This window comes from Anaerorudis cellulosivorans (assembly GCF_025943985.1).
Lineage (GTDB): Bacteria > Bacteroidota > Bacteroidia > Bacteroidales > Dysgonomonadaceae > Anaerorudis > Anaerorudis cellulosivorans.
Genome location: NZ_JAPCWE010000008.1, coordinates 54,726 through 75,571, shown reverse-complemented (window position 1 = coordinate 75,571; position 20,846 = coordinate 54,726). Strand labels below are relative to the sequence as shown.

The window sequence follows — 20,846 nt, the reverse complement described above, 5'->3', positions numbered from 1 at the left end:
GATTCTGTTTTAATTTTGATAAGGTATTCGATTTCAAAGCAAAACCACCTGAGAGGATGATTTAACCAACGTTTTTCTTTCGTCAATTAAAAAAAATATTTTCTCTCTTTTGCCGGATTGCTTATCTTTGCTGCGAGATCATTTTCAAGATAGGATTTGAAGCTGAATTCGCATAATTTTTTCTCCTTGACGATATAAACCGTTAAGGGGATTTTTTTATTTGCTTTTATGAAATATCGAATGATTTTTTATCTGCCTGTGTTGGGCATGCTGCTTCTTTTTACAAGAGCTTGCAACAAAACGGATATTCCGCACGGGAATGACGAAAGTGTAGCCGTGGCATTTTACAGTGCAATTAGTGAAGTTACACATAATGATCCTTCTTTAACCCGTGCGTCGGGGACAGATTGGGATGCCGGTGATCATATCGGAATTTATGCCGTTCCTACGGGAAAAACATGGGAGGAGGCTTCTTTTATTAACGTGGATTATGTGAATTCCACGGGAGGTGCTGAAGGGATATTTCAGGCTGCTGACGCAGAAAAAGCCGTTATGCTGCCGGGCAACGGATCGAAATTGGATTTTGTGGCGTATTATCCGTATTCGGCTGCTGCCGGAAAGGATTTCAACGTTACCGTGGATATAACCGATCAGACGGTTCCCTCACGAATAGACGTGTTATACGCAAAGGCCGAGGGAAAGGATAAAACCACGCCCAAAATTCCCCTGATATTTGATCATAAACTGGCGCAGTTGGTTCTTTCGTTTTCGGCTGCGGATGTTGTGTTGGAGGGTATGAAGGTTACATTGAATAATGTTACTACCAACGGTTGGCTTAATCTTACAGATGGCGTAGTAAGGCCGGGAAGCGATATCGGAGAGATTATGCCGGTTGTGAAAACGGACGCCACGGCCGATACGGCAACGGCAACAGCATTTCTGCTTCCCGGACAGCAGATGACGGATATCACGATTGCCATTGCGTTGGCCGACGGCAAAAAATACGAATGGAAACCTGTTGAAGACAATGTGTTGGTCGGAGGGTACAGCCATACTTATACGTTTACCTTAACGCCGGGAGGTATTGCTTCGGAGGGCAGCGGGACAATTCGTCCGATTGAACCCGGAAAAGGTGGCGACGCGGGTGAACTTGAGCCGTTGTCGTTTACCGTCGACAAAACGACGGTCAATCTGCCTGCCTCGAACGCAACAACAACGATAACGTTGACTGCCGATGCCGGTCAGGCGTGGACGGCTGTCAGTGACCAACCTTGGTTGAGCTTGTCTCCTGAAAGCGGATCGGGCACGGCCGTTATTACGCTTACTGCCACAGAAAATACCGATGTCCGACGTACGACTGCCGTTACGTTTACACCTGCGGCTTCTTCGGTATTATCACCGGTGGGGGTTACGGTTATTCAGGAATACGGTGAAGCTGAACATGTTGTCGGACCGACATTGTTTCCCGGCTCGGATTTTGAAGACTGGGGCGCTTTTACTGCAGGATTGGCCACCGGTTTGCCTTCGTATGCAACCCAAAGTACTGCTGAAGCATATACAGGAACAAGTTCGCTGCATCTGAACGGAAGAACGCCGGATATTAACGAATGTGTTTTCACGGCAAAGGTTCCCGAAAATTTTACCATGCCGAGCAAAATCGTATTCTATATTAAAGGAACTTCAGAAAAATCATTATCCATCATTTTATATACTACGACAACCGCTTACTATAATCTAAAAGATTGCGATTCAGACACAATATTGTCATCCGGCGCATCGAATAAATATGACGGGCTCATCAATACCGGTGGCAATTGGGTAAAAGTAACGTTAGACATGACGGGGTCACCAGACATAGCAACCACTGCCGGAGATAACTTAATAGCTTTTAAAGTAGGATCAGGTGCCGCTTACAATCTTTGGATAGACGATATTACCGTGGAAAATGAATAAATTTGCAGGTAATAACAAAACGACATGCGTTTAAATGAATTTCAACGAGTATCCTTTTGTCCAGGTAAAAATTATTTTTTCTAAATGAAACTGCCATGATATCAAAAATTGATGAGGATTATGAATTTGAATTGAAAGATTATCCCGATGACTATGATTACAATATGGTTATTGAACCGGAAGTAGTAAAAACATTTCAAGTGAAACTAAAAATATCCGGCGTAACCGAATTTGAGCCGGAAATATTTCTCGAAGATTTAGATTGAAAAGTAATTTGACGATTACCTGGTTGTCGATTTTAAAAATGTTTATGAAATACATTATTCTACTCTTAAAAACATACTAAAAAATTAAATAACACTTGCTGTAAATTAAAAAAGTAATTATCTTTGCAGTGGAAATAATTTTTAAGATCAATAAACTCAAAAAATTTGCCAACGATTATAGTAAATGTTGCAAAGAAATGGGGAAAAGACGAGCAGAACTATATCACAAACGTTTGAATGATTTAAGAGATGCAGAAACACTTGAAGACGTAAGATATCTCCCGGGGCGCTACCACGAACTCACTGCAGATAGAAAAGGAGAATGGGCTTGTGATCTTGATCAACCTTACCGATTAATTTTTAAACCTTATGAAAATCCCGTTCCTGTCACATCGGACGGTAAATTTATATGGAGTGAAATTAAATGTATAGAAATTATCGAAATTACTGATTATCATCATTAAAAAAGAATTATTATGGAAACCACTAAAAATCAATATATACCGCAAGTAGTATTTCATCCGGGCGAAACACTTGCCGAAAAACTTAAGGAAATGGGTATGGGACCAAAAGAATTTGCCGTACGTACAGGGAAACCCGAAAAAACCATTTCGGAAATATTAAACAGCAAAAGTTCCATCACTCCCGAAATGGCAGTTCAATTTGAAAGCGTAACAAAAATACCGGCTCGTTTTTGGTTGAACAGACAACGCAGTTACGACGAATATATGGCAAGAAAGAAAAGAAATTCCCTTATTGAATCATCCGCTGAATGGACAAAGAAATTTCCTGTTGCAGACATGATAAAAAAAGGCTGGTTGCCTGCATGCAAAACAATGGAAGAAAAAACTTTAGCGTTATTTTCTTTTTTCGGAGTAAGTTCACCTGAGGCATGGAATAATTATTATTTAAATCAACAACTTAAAATAGAGTTCCGTATATCGCTTGCTCATTCTAGTGAACCTTATGCTATATCGGCATGGCTCCGTAAAGGGGAATTGCAAGCTACAGAATTGTCTAGTAACAAATATTCGAAAACAGCTTTTAAAAAATTGCTACCTGAAATCAAATCGTTAATGGCAGAACATCCGGATAATTTCTTTGAAGAACTCCAACAAATGTGTTTATCAGCGGGAGTAAAAATCATTTACACTCCTTGTCTACCCAAGGCTCCCATCAACGGTTCGACAAGATGGATAAATGAATCCCCTCTTATTCAATTAACGGGAAGATATAATAGAAACGATATTTTCTGGTTTACATTTTTCCACGAAGCGGGTCATATCATTCTTCATGGCAAAAAAGACATATTCTTGGAAAATGTGAAAGATTATTCCGATTATGATGAAGTTAAAGAAAAGGAAGCGGATGATTTTGCTGTGAAATGGACACTTACCGAAGAAGAAGAAAAGGAAATTTTGCAGAAAGAACCAATTTCGAACGAAGACATTATTAATTTCGCTAAAAAATTCAATACTCATCCGGCAATTATTATCGGACGACTTCAACATCATAAGTTACTTTCTTATTCTAAAGGAAGGAATTTCATCAAAAAAGTCGATCTGTCTTAGAAAAATTACGGTTAATCTCCGTCTTTGCGCTTCGTACGTTTTGAAAGGATTTTATCGCGGAGGTTGAGGAAAACGGAAAGGGCGAATGCCACGACAAACACGATGAGCGTCACGCGGTCGACGAGCGACGAATCGATATCAAGACCGGTTATGCGGTCGAAAAGATACTTGAGGTAGGAATTGGGGAGGTTGGTTTCTCCCAGTTTCTCTAACACGCTGAAATGCCAGTCGGTAAGCGGACAATAGCCGGGAACACCGACAATCATCCCAAGGAAAAGCCATGAAGAACCGGTGAGAAGAAGGGTGATGAGGTTCCATACGCGGGTTTTTTCCATGCCCAACCGAGGGCGTTGAAAAGGGTGAGCGAGGTATGAAAAATCACAAAGAAAATATCCAACAGCACATATACGGTATGCATAGGGCAAAATCTGTCATGTCTTACAAATGTAAGGCATTTGGGGGAAAATTGCACCATGGAGGCCAAATTTATGCGGCAAGGTTTTGCAGTTGAACATCAAAATTGTAAGTTTGCAGTGAAACAAATAAAAGGAACTATGCAGCATCCTCTACATCAATTTGTGTACTGTCCGAAATGTGGCAGCAACAAATTTGTGATCAACAACGAAAAGTCGAAAAAATGCATGCGGTGCGGCTTTGTGTATTATTTTAACCCGATTGCCGCCGTGGTGGCGGTGATCGAAAATGACAAGGGGGAGTTACTGGTGGCACGACGGGGGAAAGAGCCGGCAAAAGATACGCTGGATCTGCCGGGCGGGTTTACCGATATGTTTGAAACTGCCGAAGAGGCGGTGTGTCGCGAGGTGGTTGAGGAAACAGGCTTGAATGTGAGCGAGCTGCACTACCTTTTTTCTATTCCGAATATTTATGTATATTCGGGTTTTGAAGAGCATACACTGGATTTGTTTTTTAGGTGTAAAGTAAAGGATTTCAGCGGATTGAAAGCTCAGGACGATGTGGAGGAATTGCTCTTTATCGACAAGAAAAAGGTGAATGCGGCCGAGTTCGGACTGACCTCTATTCGTAAAGGAATAGAAAAGTTGCAAAAAATAGCTATCTGAAATATGAAAAAAAATATGCTGATGATAACGCTGGTTGCCGTGGTGCAGGCCGGCGTGGCGCAACAAACGGCGTATCGTCTTCCGCCCGAAAACCGGTTTAACGAAGGAAAGACGTTGTTTCTGGAGGGGGATTATGCGGCGGCGCACGAGGTGTTGACCGAATTTATTACCCGGAGTAACGATGCGGTGCTGCTGGAGGAGGCCGAGTATATGATGGCAGCCTGCAGTTTTTATCGGGGTGAGGAAGACGGCGGCGAAAAGTTGATGGCTTTTCTCAAGGAGCATCCCGAAAGCGTGCATCGCAACGAGGGGGCGTTTCTGATTGCTTCGTATTATTTTGACCGGGAAGAGTGGCGAACGGCTAAGGAATGGTTTGACCGTTGCCAAATCGATTACCTGACGCCGACCGAGCAGGAGGATTATGGTTTCCGACTGGCATACACGTTGTTACAAACGGGGGTGACAGGTGAAGCGGAACGGTGGTATGCGTTGCTGTACCAAAACAGCAAGAAATATGGTGACGCGGCGGATTATTACCTGGGGTATATTGCTTACACTCGGGGGGAGTATGCGGCGGCACTGGAGCGTTTTGACCGGCTGAAGAATCATCCGATGTATGGCGAGGAGGCGTCGTTTTATGCGGCTCAGGCGGTCTTTTTCGACGGGAAGTTGGATGAGGCCGTGCGACTGGCTGAGGCGTTTGTGGAGGCGTATCCGCAAAGTGATCATACGGGCGAGATGTACCGGATATTGGGGAATGCGAACTACCGGCTGGGATATACCAACCGGGCGATTACGTATTATGAGAAGTATTTGGAAAAAACCGACAAGCCGCTGCGGGGGGACGCGTATTTTATGGGGTTGGCGTATAGCGATGCGGGGAAATATGCCGATGCAATACGGATGATGCAGCTGGCAGTGGGTCAGCAGGACGCGCTGACTCAAAATGCACAGCTGCAGTTGGGGCAGCTTTACCTGCGGCAGGGCGACAAGCAGCAGGCGCAATTTGCTTTTGAGGCGGCGTCGCGTGAGAGTTTCGATGCGAAGGCGACGGAGACAGCGCTATATAACTATGCGCTGCTGGTGCACGAGACGAACATGTCGGTGTTCGGCGAATCGATCGGGCTTTTCGAGAAGTTTCTGCAACAGTATCCCGACTCGCCGTATGCCGACAAGGTGAACGATATTTTGGCCGAAACGTTTCTCTCGGCCAAGGATTATCAGGCGGCGTTGGAGGCGATTAACCGGATTGCGAATCCAGGACGGCGTATTCTGGAGGCGAAACAGATGATTCTTTTTCAGCTGGGGGCTCAGCAGTTTATCAACGGCAACCTCAACGAGGCGATTCGCCTGTTTGCGTCGTGTATCGGCATGGGAAATTACGATGCCGAGGCACGCAACAGTGCGTATTTCTGGCGGGGAGAGTCGTATTACCGGCTGGGGAATTACATGAACGCTGAGGCGGATTTCAAGGTGTTTGTGAACAGTGCGCGGTCGACGGACAAGAATTATGCATTGGGTTGGTACAGCCTGGGGTATGCGCAGTTTAACCAAAACCGGTATGCCGAGGCGATGCGGTCGTTTCAACAGTATCTCGCGGCAGAAACGAACAAGAATCGTCCCGAGTATGCCGATGCGCTGAACCGGCTTGGGGATATTCATTATTACAACCGTAATTTCGCCGAGGCGGAGCGGCGGTATGCACAGGCGACGGAGGTGAATCCGCAGGCGGCGGACTATGCAGCTTTTCAGCGGGCGTTTGTGATGGGGTTGCAGCGCAACTACGAGGGCAAGATCAGGGAACTGGACGAGCTGATGCGCCGCTATCCCAATTCAATATATTACGACGATGCGTTGTATGAAAAGAGCCGCGCGCTGACGATGCTCGGTCGCGAGACGGAGGCGATAAAGGTGCTGCAGGAGCTGATTGCGAAGTTTCCCGACAGTCCTGTTGCGAGTCAGGCGGGTATTCAACTTGGACAGTTGTATTACAACGCGGGCAACTATCCGCAGAGTGTGGCGGCGTATAAGCGGGTGATCGAGAAGTTTCCGGGTTCGGAGGATGCGCGCAATGCGCTGATTTCGATGGAGACGGTGTATCGCGACATGAACGATATCGAGTCGTATATCAACTATGCCAACTCGTTGCCGGGTGGGTTGCGGATTGCACCGTCGCAACAAGATTCGCTGACGTTTTTGGCTGCGGAAAGGGTGTATATGAAGGGGTCGAAAAGCGAGGCTCAACAGGCACTGGTGCGTTACTTGCAAAGTTATCCCGACGGGGCGTTCAGCAGCGATGCGAACTATTACCTGGGAGTGATGGCTGACGAGAAAGGGAATAAGAACGAGGCGCTGGGATATTTTCGCAAGGTGATTGACGCGGGGAATACCAAATTCATGGAGAATGCGTTGCTGTATGCGGCGCAGGCAGAGTATGAGAAGGGGAACTACCGACAGGCGCTGGCGGATTATGCGAAGTTGGCCAACATGAGCCGCAATGCGGTCAACCGTCAAGAGGGGTTGATGGGGTTGGTGCGGACGCAGATGAAGTTGGAGAACTACAACGAGGTGGTGCGGGCGGCAACCGACTTGCTGGGCAGTGCCGCCCTGTCGCCGGAGATGGCGACGGAGGCGCGTTACTTGAGAGGCAAAGCGTATCAGCAACTGAAGGATCCGGACAAGGCGATGGCCGATTTTCAGGCGATAGCCGGCGATACGCGCAGCGTGTATGGGGCTGAGGCGCAGTTTATCCTGGCGGATACGTATTTCCGATGGAAATCGTACGACAGGGCGGAGGCGCAGGTGAAGGATTTCATGCAGAAAGGAACGCCCCATCAGTATTGGATGGCGCGGGCAATTATCGTGCTGGCGGATACGTATGCGGCACGGGGTGATGCTTTTCAGGCGAAGCAGTATTTGCAGAGCTTGAAGGCAAATTACAAAGGTAACGAGGCCGATATCCGGCAGATGATTGACGAACGGTTGAGTAAACTGAATTGAAAATGAAGAAGATCAAGCTGAAGATGAAAAGATATGTATTCCCTTTGGCGGCAGGGTTGGTGGTTGCCGCAGGTGTTTCGGCGCAGCAACAGGATTCGTTGCTGAGAAGGCAGATGGAGCTGGAACGACAGTTTAATCCGACGCTGAAAGATGCAGTGAAAATCAGTTCGCTGCCGGCATTACCCGAACCGGCGGTGAGAAAACCGAATGTGGAGTATGCTTCGTGGGCGGGACGAACGAATCCGCCGATGGAGATTGCCATTCCACGCCCGGCAAGTATCATGACGGAGATTCCGTACAGCACGGAAAGGGGGTATTTCTTTTTGAACGCAGGCAATTATGCCAACGTGGACGGGGCACTGAGTTACCGGTTGGTGGAAACGGACAACGACAGATTGAGCGTGAGGGTGTTGCACAACTCGACCAACGGCGACGTGAAGTATGTGCAGCAATCGGACCCGGCAACGGTGACGGCCTATTTTATGGACAACAAGGGCGAGGCGGAGTACAGCCATCGTTTCGATGCGTCGCGTCTCGATGTGGAGGCGTCGTATCTGCTTTCGCAGTTTAACTACTATGGCAATACTTTCGGGAAAAACCGGATCTTCGACGACGAGAAACAGCGGCTGAAGGTGTTTCATGCCAAGGCGGGGTTGAAATCGGCGGAATCGGAAGAAAACCGCTACAGGGGGATTGTCGATTTTAAGCATTTTTCTTCGAAATTCGGCTCGATGCTTACCGAGAAAGGGATGGCGGGCAATCAGCTTGAAGCGATGGCCGGAATGATGAAGCCGTTGGACGGAACGGACGGCCAATGGGGAGCGGACGCCAAGGTGACGGGGGTGTTTTATGGTGAACCGTCGGATGTGAAAAATTACCTGCTGGTAAACGCGGCACCGTTTGTTTTGTTTGACGGGATGGGTTGGAATGCCCGACTGGGTGCGGATGTGTTGCTGCAGTTTGGCGAAAACGATATGGTGCGTGTAGCACCCAACATGGGGGTTACCCTGATGATTACCGAAAAGTCGTCGCTTTATGCAAATGTGAAGGGGGGGATTGACGATAATACGTACCTGAACGTGATGCAGGAGTCGCGTTACTATAAGCCGGGGATGGTGCTGAAGCCGTCGTTCACACTTGTGGATGTGGAAGCGGGGGTGAAGATGGGCGAACTCGAGGGTTTCAGGCTGGATATTTTCGGCGGTTTCCGGAAGACGGACGATGCGCATTTCCCGGTAATGGACCAGGTGCTAAATACCGATCCCGTCACAGAGTGGGTTGCAAACGAGCGACTGGTTCCGGCATACGGTAACCTTTCTCACTCACACATCGGGGGAGTGATCCGGTGGAATATTTGGTCGCCGCTGGATGTTTCGTTTCGGTTGAAGAAGAATTTCTATACGGTAAAAGATGCCCGTGTGGGTGAACTGGAGATCGATGAGGCAAAAGCGTGGAACCTGCCGGATTTAGAGGCGGATGTGAGGGTGGTGATGCAAACTTCGGATGAGGTGAAATTTACGGTGGATTATTACCTGGCCTCGGGACGGTGGTCGTTTTTCAATGGCGAGAACGTGAAAATGGAGAATATCAACGATCTGAATGCAGGTGTGGTTTACAACATTACCGATGCTATCTCGCTCAACGTTCGGGCTCACAACATTTTATCGAAGAAGTACGATATTTGGTACGGACATCCTGCTCAAACCTTCAACATACTGGGCGGATTTACCTTCCAATTTTAATTTTTGATTGTTGAAGCGAACCTGCACAATTCGCCGAAACAAATTGGAAGCGGTATCCAAATAAAAAATAAGCCGCCGAGAATTGAATAATTAAAAATTGTTCCCCGATAGGGTACGAAAATACAAAGAGGGTGAAATCACATTATGATACACCCTCCTTATAGGAATTCAAATTCTCGTTATGCGATACGGTTCACGGAATGGTTAGCGGTAAAGTGAAAGGCCTATGATTCGATGATTGGTGCGCCGACGAGTTCGGGATCGACCAGGATGCGTCCGCAGTATTCACACACGATGATCTTTTTCCCCATCTTGATATCTAACTGACGCTGAGGCGGAATTTTGTTGAAACAGCCACCACAAGCACCGCGTTGAATCGTAACGATGGCTAGTCCGTTGCGCGCATTTTTGCGGATGCGACGGAATGCGGCAAGCAAACGGGGATCTACTTTGCTTTCGGTTTTTTTGACTTTTTCGCGAAGTTTTTCTTCTTGGGCTTTGGTTTCCGAAATAATATCGTTCAGCTCTTTGCGTTTTTGTTCCAAATCGAGCATTTTTTCGTTGAGCAGCTCTTTAGCCGCATTGATTTGTTCTTCAATGTTTTTGGCTTCTTGCTGATAATCGCGAATATGCTTTTCGGCCAGCTCGATTTCCAGTGTTTCGAACTCAATTTCTTTGGACAGATGGTCGTATTCTTTGCTGTTGCGTACATTGTCGAGCTGTTTGTTGTACTTTTCAATTTTAGCCTTGCTGATTTCGATCTTCTCCTTCTCTTCTTTAATGGCTTTGTTGATCTCAACGAGATCGGATTCGAATTTGGCAATTCGCGTATTCAGCCCGGCGATTTCGTCGTCGAGGTCGGCTACTTCTAAAGGCAGCTCCCCACGAAGGGTTTTAATGCGATCGATTTCGGAGAGATACGATTGGAGCTTATACAGTATCTTCAACTTTTCTTCTACCGATACCTCTTCTGTTGAACTTTTTTTCTTGGTTGCCATAGTTGGTCTTGTTTTTTATTGTGAATATGAACTAATAATACGTGTATCAACTTATTCTTATGCTCTTTTTTTGCTACTCACACATTTTTTGGATGAGTATCGCTGACCCATACTTGTAAACTAACAATATTTACATCTGATAATATTTGTAATATTTGAGTCCACTTGAATAAGTCTTGTTTATCGAAAACGAGTAAAAAATAAACGAGATAATCAAGTTTTTACAAAATTTATTTTAAGCAATTTGGACTTTTTAAAGCAGACTCATAGTTGTAATATTTGTAATGTTTGTAATACCCGCGCCTGACAATCTTGTGTGACCGACAAAAAAATGCAGTAATTAAACGATAGCCTCATCGTTTCATTACCACATTTGATTTGTAACGGCGGGAACAAGTCAGACCGTCAACGAGTTACAAATATTTTACGGGATTCGAATCGAATGCCGATTTATGTAATGCAAAGGTAGGATATTTTTTTGAAACAGCATCGTAAAAGAGGTCTTTTGTGCAGATTTCCGACTCGTAATGTCCTACAACAGCCAGCAATATACGGTCTTCAGCATCGTAAAAATCGTTATACTTTGCTTCGCCGGTAACAAAGGCGTCGGCTCCGTAGGCTACGGCCTGAGGGATGAGGAAGGCGCCGCTGCCGCCACAAAGTGCCACATCGCGAATTTCACGGTTTTGAATTTTGGTGTGACGGATGGTGGGAAGGTTAAAAATATCTTTCAGCAGATAGAGAAACTCTTGTTCGGGCATCGGTTCGGGGAGCACGCCTGCCACGCCGCTGCCGGCTTGAGCCCAGGTGTTTTCCAACGGATAGAAATCGTAGGCGGGCTCTTCGTAGGGGTGTACGGCAATTAAAGCACGAAGGACGTCGTCTTGCCGATAGCGGGGCAGCACGGTTTCGATGCGTACCTCTTTTTCGAAATGCAGCTCCCCTACCCTGCCTACAAACGGATTAGCTCCTTCGCGTGCCCTGAACGTACCTTCGCCGGTGAGGTTGTAGCTGCACGAATCGTAGTTGCCAATGGTACCGGCACCGGCGTTGAAAAGTGCGCAGCGAAGCGACTCGGCGTGGGATTCGGGAACAAAGGTAACAAGCTTGAGCAAGGCGCTCTTCTTGGGACTCAGGATGCGCACTTGTTGCAACCCCAGCATATCGGCCAGTTTGTAATTTACGCCGCCTTGTGCGTTATCGAGATTGGTGTGTGCTGCGTAAAGGACAACATCGTTTTTGATGGCTTTGATTAGGCATCGCTCGATGTAGGTTTGACCGGTGAGCGACTTTACCGGACGAAAAAGCAGGGGATGGTGCGAAATGACGAGGTTGCATCCCAGCGAAAGGGCTTCATCGATTACGTTTTCCGTTACATCGATACACAGAAGTGCGCCTGTTGCTTCGCGATTGACATCGCCCGCTTGCAGACCGGCATTATCGAAATCTTCCTGTAAGGCCGGCGGCGCAAGTTGTTCGATTACCTGAAGAATATCTTTTATGCGCATAACCTTCGTTTTTTAGGGTTGGTATTGCAAATGTACATGATAATTTTCAAAAAATGAAAAAGCGCTACGAATCACTCGCAGCGCTCACTGCCTATGAGGCTTAGCTCCTTTTCCTGTCCTGGAAGTTTCATCAACTTTCTGTATCTTTGTCAGCTTGAGCTTGCAATTTATTCTCTTCCTTTTCTACCTGTTCTTCTCCCGACAAAACAGGTTCGTTCCGGGAAGCTTCTTCAACCAAAGTTTCAGCGGCAGCATTCCCTTCAGGAGCTTCGCTTTTGGCTTCAGCTATAGTCTCGGCCTTCGATTCTTCGCTTTTGCTTTTAGCCTCCTTCGTACTTTTCCCGGCTGTTTTGCCTTTTGCCTTTTCGGTTTTTTCGGCCTTTACTTCTCCTTTTACATCAGAAGCAGCAGAGAGGTTTTCGGCACCGACAGCCTTATCGGAAGATTTTCTACGCGAACGGCGCGTTCTTGCTTTCTTAGGCCCGACTTCTTTAAGCATGTTTTCATCGAAATCGACCAGCTCGATAAAGCACATGGGGGCATTGTCACCCAAGCGATATCCGGTTTTGATGATTCGGGTATAACCTCCCGGACGATCACCCACCTTTTGCGACACCGTTTGAAAAAGTTCGGTTACTGCATATTTGTTTTTTAAAACACTAAAAACTACTCGTCGGGAATGGGTTGTATCTTCCTTCGATTTGGTGATGAGAGGTTCCACAAATTGTCGCAATGCCTTGGCTTTAGGAACAGTGGTAAAAATACGTTTATGCATAATGAGCGATGTGGCCATGTTGGAAAGCATGGCACCGCGATGCGCCTTTTTACGTCCTAAATGATTGTTTTTATAATTATGTCTCATTACTGTTAATCTTTATCTAATTTATATTTCGAAATATCCATACCGAAAGTCAGATTCATTCCACCGAGCAGTTCTTCCAACTCGATGAGCGATTTTTTACCGAAATTTCGGAATTTGAGAAGATCGTTCCTGGTATAGGAAACCAATTGGCCAAGTGTTTCTACATCGGCTGCCTTAAGGCAGTTGAGTGCCCGTACCGAAAGATTAAGATCGGATAACTTGCGCTTGAGAAGCTGGCGCATATGAAGTACCTCCTCATCGAATTCTTCGATATTATCGGCATCGGTAGCTTCGATCATGATTTTGTTATCATCAGAAAACAATACAAAATGCTGAATAAGTATTTTTGCTGCTTCTTTTAATGCCTCCTTTGGCCGAATAGAAGCATCGGTAGAAACCTCAATAACCAATTTTTCATAATCCGTTTTCTGTTCGATACGGTAATTTTCGATATCGTATTTTACATTTCGGATCGGGGTGAAAATAGAGTCAATGGCAATTGTATGCACATCATCAGGAGGTAGCAGGGTGCGATTTTCATCGGCAGGCACATAGCCACGACCTTTATTGATGGAGAGTTCTAAACGAATCTCTGCCTTTTTTTCCATATGGCATATCTCCAAGTCGGGATTCAATACCTCGAAACCTGTCAATATCTTACCAATATCCCCGGCTTTGAACACTTCTGTTCCCGAAATGTGAAGGCTGACTTTCTCAGATTCGAATTCTTCGACCAACCGTTTAAACCGCACTTTCTTCAGATTGAGAATGATTCCTGTTACATCTTCGATAACGCCCGGAATGGTAGCAAACTCATGCTCAATTCCTTCAATTTTTAACGATGTAATTGCGAATCCTTCGAGCGAAGAAAGCAAAATTCGACGTAATGCATTACCGATGGTAATGCCGTAGCCCGGTTCAAGCGGTCGGAATTCGAACTTTCCGTGGAAAGCATCCTCCTGCAACATGATTACTTTATCGGGTTTCTGAAATGCTAATATTGCCATGTAATTTTTATTATTTAGAATATAATTCTACGATCAATTGTTCTTTGATGTTTTCGGGGATATCGGCTCTGTCGGGCAGATGCAATAATTTGCCGCTGAATGATGCTTTATCCCATTCCAACCATGGATATTTACTGTGATTAAACCCTGCGAGGGCATTTGAAATCACTTCCAATGATTTTGATTTTTCTCTCACACCTACAATTTCGCCCGGCTTGACGGAATACGAAGGAATATTTACCACCTGTCCGTTGACGGTAATGTGACGATGATTTACCAACTGACGTGCTGATGCTCGTGTAGGTGCAATTCCTAAACGATAAACAATATTGTCGAGACGCGATTCGAGCAATTGAAGCAATACTTCACCCGTAATGCCACGACTGCGTTCTGCCCTTTCGAAAGTGAGACGGAATTGTTTCTCCAAAAGGCCATAGGTATATTTTGCGCGCTGCTTTTCGCGTAGCTGAATGCCGTATTCCGACGTCTTCCTACGGCGGGAATTACCATGTTGTCCCGGTGGATAGTTCTTTTTGGAAAGAACTTTATCGGGACCGAAAATAGGTTCGCCAAATTTGCGGGCGATTTTTGATTTTGGACCTGTATATCTTGCCATTTCTTTTTAACGAATTAAACTTTATATTTGAAATCTGAACTGTGCGTTATACTCTTCTTGCTTTCGGAGGACGGCAACCATTGTGTGGTATGGGGGTAACATCAACAATTTCGGCTACCTCGATTCCTAAACCGTGAATAGTTCTGATAGCTGCTTCACGACCATTCCCCGGGCCTTTTACAAAAACCTTTACCTTGCGAAGCCCCAAATCATACGCAACTTTTGCGCAATCCTGTGCTACCATTTGTGCTGCATACGGAGTATTCTTTTTGGAACTTCTGAATCCCATTTTACCTGCAGACGACCAACTAATTACATCACCGTTTTCGTTGGTCAACGATACAATAATATTATTAAAAGAAGAAGAAATATGTGCTTGACCTTCAGCACTTACCTTGACATTTTTCTTTTTTGTTGCAGTTGATTTTTTTGCCATATTTTTTATGCGTTATTTAGTAGCTTTCTTCTTGTTAGCAACTGTTTTCTTTTTCCCTTTCCGGGTACGGGCATTATTTTTGGTTTTTTGACCACGTACCGGTAATCCCAACCGATGACGAATACCCCGATAACAACCAATATCCATTAGTCGCTTAATATTCGTCTGCACTTCGGAACGAAGATCTCCCTCTACTTTGTACTCGGCAGATATAATTTCGCGAACCCGGGCAACTTGATCATCTGTCCAGTCTTTAACTTTAATATCTCGATCAATCCCTGCTTTTGACAAAATACGATTAGCCGAGCTTCGTCCGATACCATAGATATAAGTGAGCGCTATTTCGCCTCGCTTATTTTGCGGTAAATCGACTCCTACAATTCTTATAGCCATATATTTTCCTTATTATTTGATTATAATAATACCAATTGTTTTTAACCCTGACGTTGTTTAAATCGGGGATTCTTTTTACAGATTACATATAAACGGCCTTTTCTTCTAACAATTTGGCAATCGGCCGAACGTTTCTTTATCGATGCTTTTACTTTCATATTTTTGTGCTTCTTTATTTATATCTAAATGAAATTCTACCCTTCGTGAGGTCATAAGGCGACATTTCTACACGCACTCTGTCTCCCGGTAAAATTCGAATATAATTCATTCGCATTTTGCCGGAAATATGTGCGGTAATTTCGTGCCCATTTTCCAATTCAACGCGAAACATTGCGTTGGATAATGCTTCAACTATTACGCCGTCTTGTTCTATTGGTGGTTGTTTAGCCATTAAAGATCGTTTTGGTTTTAAATATGAGTTGTTTCTTCAATAAATTCAAAAGTGGATAAAATATCGGCTTTACCATTATGGATAGCTATGGTGTGTTCGAAATGAGCAGAAGGTTTGCGATCTTTGGTTCGAACCGTCCAACCGTCATTCTCGAATACCACATTTTTGCTTCCCATATTAATCATGGGTTCAATAGCAATACACATGCCGTTTTTAAGTAATGGACCCGTGCCCCGTCTGCCATAATTGGGCACTTCGGGGGGTTCGTGCATTTCACGACCGATACCATGTCCCACTAACTCGCGTACTACCGAATAGCCATGCGATTCGCAATAGCTTTGTATAGCATTTGCGATATCTCCGATTCGGTTATCTTCACGTGCTCGCTCAATTCCTTTATAAAGTGATTCTTTGGTTACATTGAGTAATGCTTTTATTTTTTCGTCAACTTCACCTACGCAAAAAGTATAGGCCGAATCTCCGCAGTAACCATTTTTTGTTACACCACAATCTACCGATATGATGTCTCCTTCTTTTAAAGGTTTATTATTGGGTATGCCGTGCACCACATTTTCATTTACCGAAGTACAAATGGAATTCGGAAAACCTCCATATCCCAAAAAAGTTGGGACAGCTCCATGATCTCTTATGAACTCCTCGGCAATTTTATCGAGCTGCAATGTGGTAACTCCCGGTTTAATGTGTTTTGAAAGTTCTCCAAGAGTCATTCCTACCAGGCGATTACTTTCGCGCATAAGCTCAATCTCTTCCTCGGTTTTCAATATGATCATTCTGTTATTCTTCATTTATCCGAAAAATCCTTCCTTAATTTAATACGCCGCAATAGAACCTGATCTACCTTTAATTTTTTGGCCTGATTTCAAAAAACCATCATAGTGATGCATCAACAAATGACTTTCAATCTGCTGCAAGGTATCCAATACAACGCCGACAAGAATCAGCAGTGAGGTACCTCCGAAGAAATGGGCAAATTGGCCATTTACACCCAACATATTCGCAAAAGCCGGCAATATAGCTACGATAGCCAAAAAAATAGATCCCGGCAACGTAATGCGCGACATAATGGTATCGATATATTCAGCCGTCTTTTTGCCGGGTTTCACACCGGGAATAAATCCGTTATTACGTTTCATATCTTCAGCCATCTGTGTCGGATTGACTGTAATTGCCGTATAAAAATAGGTAAAGGCAATGATGAGCAACGCAAAAATGAAATTATACCAAAAACTATTGGAATTCATCAGTGCAGACCAAAAACCTCCACCCTCCTTAGCGGAAAACTGAACGATGGTAATGGGAATAAACATGATTGCCTGTGCAAAAATAATGGGCATCACATTTGCTGCATTCACCTTCAACGGGATATACTGACGCACCCCGCCGTATTGTCTGTTACCTACAATGCGTTTGGCATACTGAACGGGAACTTTGCGGGTACCCTGCACCAACATAATGGCCAAAGCGGTTACCAACAACAGGAAGAGGATTTCGATAAGAAAAACCAACAATCCGCCCGGAGCGTTGATCAATCGATCCCATTCTGCAACCAATGCGTGAGGCAAGCGGGCAATGATACCGATTAGAATGATGAACGATACTCCGTTGCCCACACCTTTATCGGTGATGCGTTCACCCAGCCAAAGCACAAACATACTGCCTGCCGCCAGAATAATGGTAGAGGGCAATACCCAATCGAAGAATCCGCCGGGTATAGCTCCACGCAATGCTCCGTATATATATGCAGGACCTTGAAGCACTAAAATAAAAACCGTTAAATAACGGGTATATTGATTCATTTTAGTATACCCACTTTCGCCTTCGTGTTGCAATTTCTGAAAATAAGGAACAGCGATTCCCAACAACTGCATTACAATGGAAGCCGAAATATAGGGCATAATTCCTAAGGCAAAAATTGAAGCATTGGCAAAAGCACCACCGGAGAACATATCCAATAATCCCAAAAGGCCTGAACTTGCACTCGTTCGCAACGCTTGCAGTTGAGCCGGATTAATTCCCGGCAACACTACAAAAGAACCAAATCGGTAAACCGCTACAAACAACACAGTGATCAAGAGCCTTTTTCGGAGATCTTCTATTTTCCAGATATTTTTAAGTGTCTCTATAAATTTCATTTCATTGAAGTTTTACAACGGTTCCGCCTGCCGATTTAATCGCTTCTTCGGCTGATTTGGAAAAAGCATGCGCTTCAACTTCGAGCTTTGCAGTTAAAGAACCTTTGCCAAGAATTTTTACTAACTGTTTTGAGGAGACAATTCCGGTCTTTATCAATACGTCGAGGTCAATTTTCGATACTTGCTGAGTATCGGCAATTTCCTGAAGTTTTTCGATATTGACAGTTTTATATTCTACTCTCTTCAAAGGCTTGAATCCGAACTTGGGCACACGACGTTGCAAAGGCATCTGTCCTCCTTCAAATCCGATTTGGCGAGAGTAACCCGATCTCGATTTTGCTCCTTTGTGACCTCTGGTGGAAGTACCTCCCTTGCCAGATCCTTCTCCTCGACCGATTCGTTTACGTTTTTTTGTTGCTCCTTGTGCCGGTTTTAAATTCGATAAATCCATTTCTTATCTTAATTATATCGTTATAAACTAATTATTCAACAATGGTCACCAAATGATGTACTTGTCTAATCAACCCTCTTACGGATTCATTGTCTTCAAGTTCCACAACCTGATTCATCTTACGCAATCCCAGTGTATCCAACGTTCTTCTCTGTACCTTTGGACAGCCGATTCTGCTTCTTACCTGTTTTACTTTGATAGTTGCCATTTTCGATTCCTCCGATTTTTATCCGTTGAACACTTTTTCCAAATTAATACCTCTATTTTGAGCAACCGTTAGGGGATCTCTCAATTCGGTTAATGCAGCGATAGTAGCTTTTACCAGGTTGTGAGGATTGGACGAACCTTTCGACTTTGCCAACACATCGGTAATGCCCACACTCTCGAGAACAGCACGCATTGCACCTCCGGCTTTTACACCCGTTCCCGGAACTGCCGGTTTGATGAATATTTTTGCACCTCCGTAATGAGCCGATTGTTCATGTGGAATGGTCCCTTTATAAACAGGAACACGTATCAGGTTCTTTTTGGCTGCTTCCACTCCTTTGGCAATGGCGGAAGTAACTTCACCTGCTTTTCCTAATCCCCAGCCTACAATGCCATCTTCATTGCCAACAACTACCACGGCAGCAAAGGTAAACGTACGACCTCCTTTGGTAACTTTTGTCGTACGATTGATAGCTACCAATCTGTCTTTTAATTCAATATCGCTTGTTGCTTTTACTCTGTTATTTACTCTTGCCATGATGGTTAAAATTTAAGTCCTCCTTTACGTGCAGCATCTGCCAATTCTTTTACTCGCCCATGATATAAATACCCGTTTCTGTCGAAAACGACTTTTTCGATACCGGCTTCCTTGGCATTTTTGGCGATTAGTTCACCCACTTTTGCCGCAAGTTCTTTTTTAGGAAGTTTTTCTTCGATTTTTAATGAAGAGGCTGATGCCAATGTTTTGCCACATTGGTCGTCTATTACCTGGGCATATATTTGTTTGTTACTTCTGAATACAGAAAGGCGGGGGCGTTCGGCCGTTCCATGAATCTTTCTGCGGATATGGGCTTTTATTTTTAGTCTTCTTTTTTCTTTCTCTAACATAGTAATTTCAGTTTACGTGCGTTATTTACCTGCTGTTTTACCGGATTTACGACGAATTTGTTCTCCAACAAAACGAATACCTTTTCCTTTATAGGGTTCAGGTTTACGGAAGGAACGAATTTTGGCACATACCTGTCCGAGGAGTTGTTTGTCGCAAGATTCCAAAATAATGAGTGGATTTTTGTTCCTTTCCATTTTGGTTTCAACCTTAATTTCATTCGGCAACTGCATCACAATATTATGGGTGTAACCCAGCGACAACTCAAGCAGCTGTCCTGTATTAGAAACACGGTAACCAACACCGACTAGTTCCATTTCTTTACGGAAACCATGCGCTACTCCTTCCACCATGTTATTGATCAGGGCTCGATAAAGTCCGTGCAAGGCGCGTTGTTCTTTATCGTCTGTACTTCTTTTTACGGTGATCAAATTCTTATCTACTTCCACCTTGATGCAGGGATTAATCCGTTGAGTCAATTCGCCTTTCGGGCCTTTAACCACAACGGTATTGTTTGCCTCAACGGCAACCGTTACGCCATTAGGCACTGATATGGGTAATTTTCCTATTCTTGACATCGTTTTTTCTCCTCAAATCAATATACATAACACAATACTTCGCCTCCAACTTTCTGTTGGCGTGCTTGTTTATCCGTCATTACTCCATTGGAAGTAGATAATATGGCTATACCTAACCCATTCAATACACGCGGCATATTGCGATAACCTACATACTTACGTAAACCGGGAGTAGATACGCGAATCAGTTTCTTGATTGCGTTTACTTTATTTACCGGATCGTATTTCAGAGCAATCATAATTGTGCCCTGAGGACCGTCATCTACAAACTTATAATTAAGAATGTAGCCTTGTTCAAAAAGGATCTTTGTAATGTCTTTTTTTAAATTTGATGCCGGAATTTCTACCACCCTATGATTAGCTTGGATAGCATTTCTCAACCGCGTCAAATAATCTGCTATTGGATCTGTCATATATAAATAATTTAAATTGATCCCGCCTGTCGGGACAATATTTAACTAAAATGCAATTGCTCTTTTCACCAACTCGTTTTCTTCACACCCGGAATTAAGCCTGCTGAAGCCATTTCTCTGAATTGAATACGAGAGAGTCCAAACTGACGCATATATCCTCTGGGTCGCCCGGTTATTTTACACCGATTGTGTAAACGTACGGGAGACGCATTTTTGGGAATGGTTTGAAGTGCTTCATAATCGCCTTCTGCCAAATACTTTGCTCTTTTTTCAGCATATTTGGCAACCATTTTGGCTCTTTTAACCTCGCGGGCTTTCATTGATTCTTTTGCCATC

Annotated in this window: 25 protein-coding genes and 1 pseudogene; 7 read left to right on the top strand and 19 right to left on the bottom strand. The window is 44.4% G+C overall.

What is annotated here, in order from left to right; translation table 11 throughout:
• Nucleotides 1–228 precede the first annotated feature (228 nt).
• The 4 genes from OLM34_RS06105 to OLM34_RS06090 all read left to right on the top strand — a co-directional run bounded on the left by OLM34_RS06105 (nt 229) and on the right by OLM34_RS06090 (nt 3,790).
• Nucleotides 229–1,953, top strand: a complete 1,725-nt coding sequence (locus tag OLM34_RS06105; protein ID WP_264405929.1) for a fimbrillin family protein — start codon at nt 229–231, stop codon at nt 1,951–1,953.
• Between the two features lie 95 nt (nt 1,954–2,048).
• Entirely contained in the window at nt 2,049–2,219 is a 171-nt protein-coding gene (locus OLM34_RS06100) for a hypothetical protein (protein WP_264405927.1), read from the top strand.
• Between the two features lie 197 nt (nt 2,220–2,416).
• Complete coding sequence (locus OLM34_RS06095; protein ID WP_264405925.1) at nt 2,417–2,683, top strand: killer suppression protein HigA; 267 nt, start codon at nt 2,417–2,419, stop codon at nt 2,681–2,683.
• 12 nt (nt 2,684–2,695) lie between these two features.
• On the top strand, nt 2,696–3,790 hold the full coding sequence (locus OLM34_RS06090; protein WP_264405924.1) for a HigA family addiction module antitoxin: 1,095 nt from the start codon (nt 2,696–2,698) through the stop codon (nt 3,788–3,790).
• An 11-nt stretch (nt 3,791–3,801) separates the two neighbouring features.
• Here the strand turns inward: OLM34_RS06090 and OLM34_RS06085 are convergent, their stop codons facing one another.
• Nucleotides 3,802–4,125 (bottom strand): DUF2784 domain-containing protein, encoded by a 324-nt coding sequence (locus OLM34_RS06085; protein ID WP_264405913.1) that lies wholly within the window; start codon nt 4,123–4,125, stop codon nt 3,802–3,804.
• Nucleotides 4,126–4,344: 219 nt separating this feature from the next.
• Between OLM34_RS06085 and OLM34_RS06080 the strand changes: the two genes are divergently transcribed.
• Genes OLM34_RS06080 through OLM34_RS06070 form a run of 3 tightly spaced genes read left to right on the top strand, consistent with a single transcriptional unit; the run spans nt 4,345 to nt 9,611 of the window.
• A complete protein-coding gene (locus tag OLM34_RS06080) occupies nt 4,345–4,869 on the top strand; it encodes an NUDIX hydrolase (RefSeq protein WP_264406019.1) in 525 nt (174 codons plus the stop codon).
• A 3-nt stretch (nt 4,870–4,872) separates the two neighbouring features.
• Nucleotides 4,873–7,869 carry a tetratricopeptide repeat protein gene (locus OLM34_RS06075; protein WP_264405912.1) on the top strand — a complete coding sequence of 999 codons (2,997 nt, stop codon included), beginning with the start codon at nt 4,873–4,875 and terminating at the stop codon, nt 7,867–7,869.
• Between the two features lie 2 nt (nt 7,870–7,871).
• Nucleotides 7,872–9,611 carry a TonB-dependent receptor gene (locus tag OLM34_RS06070; protein ID WP_264405911.1) on the top strand — a complete coding sequence of 580 codons (1,740 nt, stop codon included), beginning with the start codon at nt 7,872–7,874 and terminating at the stop codon, nt 9,609–9,611.
• A gap of 224 nt (nt 9,612–9,835) precedes the next feature.
• On the opposite strand, the gene OLM34_RS06065 is transcribed toward OLM34_RS06070, so the two are convergent.
• The 18 genes and pseudogenes from OLM34_RS06065 to rpsN form a co-directional block, all read right to left on the bottom strand.
• On the bottom strand, nt 9,836–10,609 hold the full coding sequence (locus OLM34_RS06065) for a zinc ribbon domain-containing protein (protein ID WP_264405910.1): 774 nt from the start codon (nt 10,607–10,609) through the stop codon (nt 9,836–9,838).
• 413 nt (nt 10,610–11,022) lie between these two features.
• Nucleotides 11,023–12,117: a Nif3-like dinuclear metal center hexameric protein gene (locus OLM34_RS06060; protein WP_264405908.1), complete on the bottom strand. Its 1,095-nt coding sequence runs from the start codon at nt 12,115–12,117 to the stop codon at nt 11,023–11,025.
• A gap of 421 nt (nt 12,118–12,538) precedes the next feature.
• Nucleotides 12,539–12,979 (bottom strand): annotated as a pseudogene (rplQ, locus tag OLM34_RS06055) (50S ribosomal protein L17); the annotation flags it as partial.
• Between the two features lie 5 nt (nt 12,980–12,984).
• Nucleotides 12,985–13,986, bottom strand: coding sequence for a DNA-directed RNA polymerase subunit alpha (locus OLM34_RS06050; RefSeq protein WP_264405906.1), 1,002 nt, complete (start codon nt 13,984–13,986; stop codon nt 12,985–12,987).
• Between the two features lie 10 nt (nt 13,987–13,996).
• Entirely contained in the window at nt 13,997–14,602 is a 606-nt protein-coding gene (gene rpsD, locus OLM34_RS06045) for a 30S ribosomal protein S4 (protein WP_264405905.1), read from the bottom strand.
• 46 nt (nt 14,603–14,648) lie between these two features.
• Nucleotides 14,649–15,038, bottom strand: a complete 390-nt coding sequence (rpsK, locus tag OLM34_RS06040; protein WP_264405903.1) for a 30S ribosomal protein S11 — start codon at nt 15,036–15,038, stop codon at nt 14,649–14,651.
• A gap of 12 nt (nt 15,039–15,050) precedes the next feature.
• The gene (gene rpsM, locus OLM34_RS06035) at nt 15,051–15,431 is read right to left on the bottom strand and encodes a 30S ribosomal protein S13 (protein WP_264405902.1); all 381 of its coding nucleotides are present in this window, start codon (nt 15,429–15,431) and stop codon (nt 15,051–15,053) included.
• A 41-nt stretch (nt 15,432–15,472) separates the two neighbouring features.
• Entirely contained in the window at nt 15,473–15,589 is a 117-nt protein-coding gene (ykgO, locus tag OLM34_RS06030) for a type B 50S ribosomal protein L36 (RefSeq protein WP_264405900.1), read from the bottom strand.
• Nucleotides 15,590–15,603: 14 nt separating this feature from the next.
• On the bottom strand, nt 15,604–15,822 hold the full coding sequence (gene infA, locus OLM34_RS06025; protein WP_264405899.1) for a translation initiation factor IF-1: 219 nt from the start codon (nt 15,820–15,822) through the stop codon (nt 15,604–15,606).
• Nucleotides 15,823–15,839: 17 nt separating this feature from the next.
• Nucleotides 15,840–16,613, bottom strand: a complete 774-nt coding sequence (gene map, locus OLM34_RS06020) for a type I methionyl aminopeptidase (protein ID WP_264405898.1) — start codon at nt 16,611–16,613, stop codon at nt 15,840–15,842.
• A 39-nt stretch (nt 16,614–16,652) separates the two neighbouring features.
• Complete coding sequence (gene secY / locus OLM34_RS06015; RefSeq protein ID WP_264405897.1) at nt 16,653–17,975, bottom strand: preprotein translocase subunit SecY; 1,323 nt, start codon at nt 17,973–17,975, stop codon at nt 16,653–16,655.
• Between the two features lies 1 nt (nt 17,976).
• The gene (rplO, locus tag OLM34_RS06010; RefSeq protein WP_264405896.1) at nt 17,977–18,426 is read right to left on the bottom strand and encodes a 50S ribosomal protein L15; all 450 of its coding nucleotides are present in this window, start codon (nt 18,424–18,426) and stop codon (nt 17,977–17,979) included.
• 31 nt (nt 18,427–18,457) lie between these two features.
• Complete coding sequence (rpmD, locus tag OLM34_RS06005; protein ID WP_264405895.1) at nt 18,458–18,634, bottom strand: 50S ribosomal protein L30; 177 nt, start codon at nt 18,632–18,634, stop codon at nt 18,458–18,460.
• Nucleotides 18,635–18,652: 18 nt separating this feature from the next.
• A complete protein-coding gene (rpsE, locus tag OLM34_RS06000; RefSeq protein ID WP_264405893.1) occupies nt 18,653–19,171 on the bottom strand; it encodes a 30S ribosomal protein S5 in 519 nt (172 codons plus the stop codon).
• Between the two features lie 5 nt (nt 19,172–19,176).
• The gene (rplR, locus tag OLM34_RS05995) at nt 19,177–19,521 is read right to left on the bottom strand and encodes a 50S ribosomal protein L18 (protein ID WP_264405892.1); all 345 of its coding nucleotides are present in this window, start codon (nt 19,519–19,521) and stop codon (nt 19,177–19,179) included.
• 21 nt (nt 19,522–19,542) lie between these two features.
• The gene (rplF, locus tag OLM34_RS05990) at nt 19,543–20,097 is read right to left on the bottom strand and encodes a 50S ribosomal protein L6 (protein WP_264405891.1); all 555 of its coding nucleotides are present in this window, start codon (nt 20,095–20,097) and stop codon (nt 19,543–19,545) included.
• A gap of 17 nt (nt 20,098–20,114) precedes the next feature.
• Nucleotides 20,115–20,510, bottom strand: a complete 396-nt coding sequence (rpsH, locus tag OLM34_RS05985; protein WP_264405890.1) for a 30S ribosomal protein S8 — start codon at nt 20,508–20,510, stop codon at nt 20,115–20,117.
• Nucleotides 20,511–20,575: 65 nt separating this feature from the next.
• A complete protein-coding gene (rpsN, locus tag OLM34_RS05980; RefSeq protein WP_264405889.1) occupies nt 20,576–20,845 on the bottom strand; it encodes a 30S ribosomal protein S14 in 270 nt (89 codons plus the stop codon).
• Between the last annotated feature and the right edge of the window lies 1 nt (nt 20,846).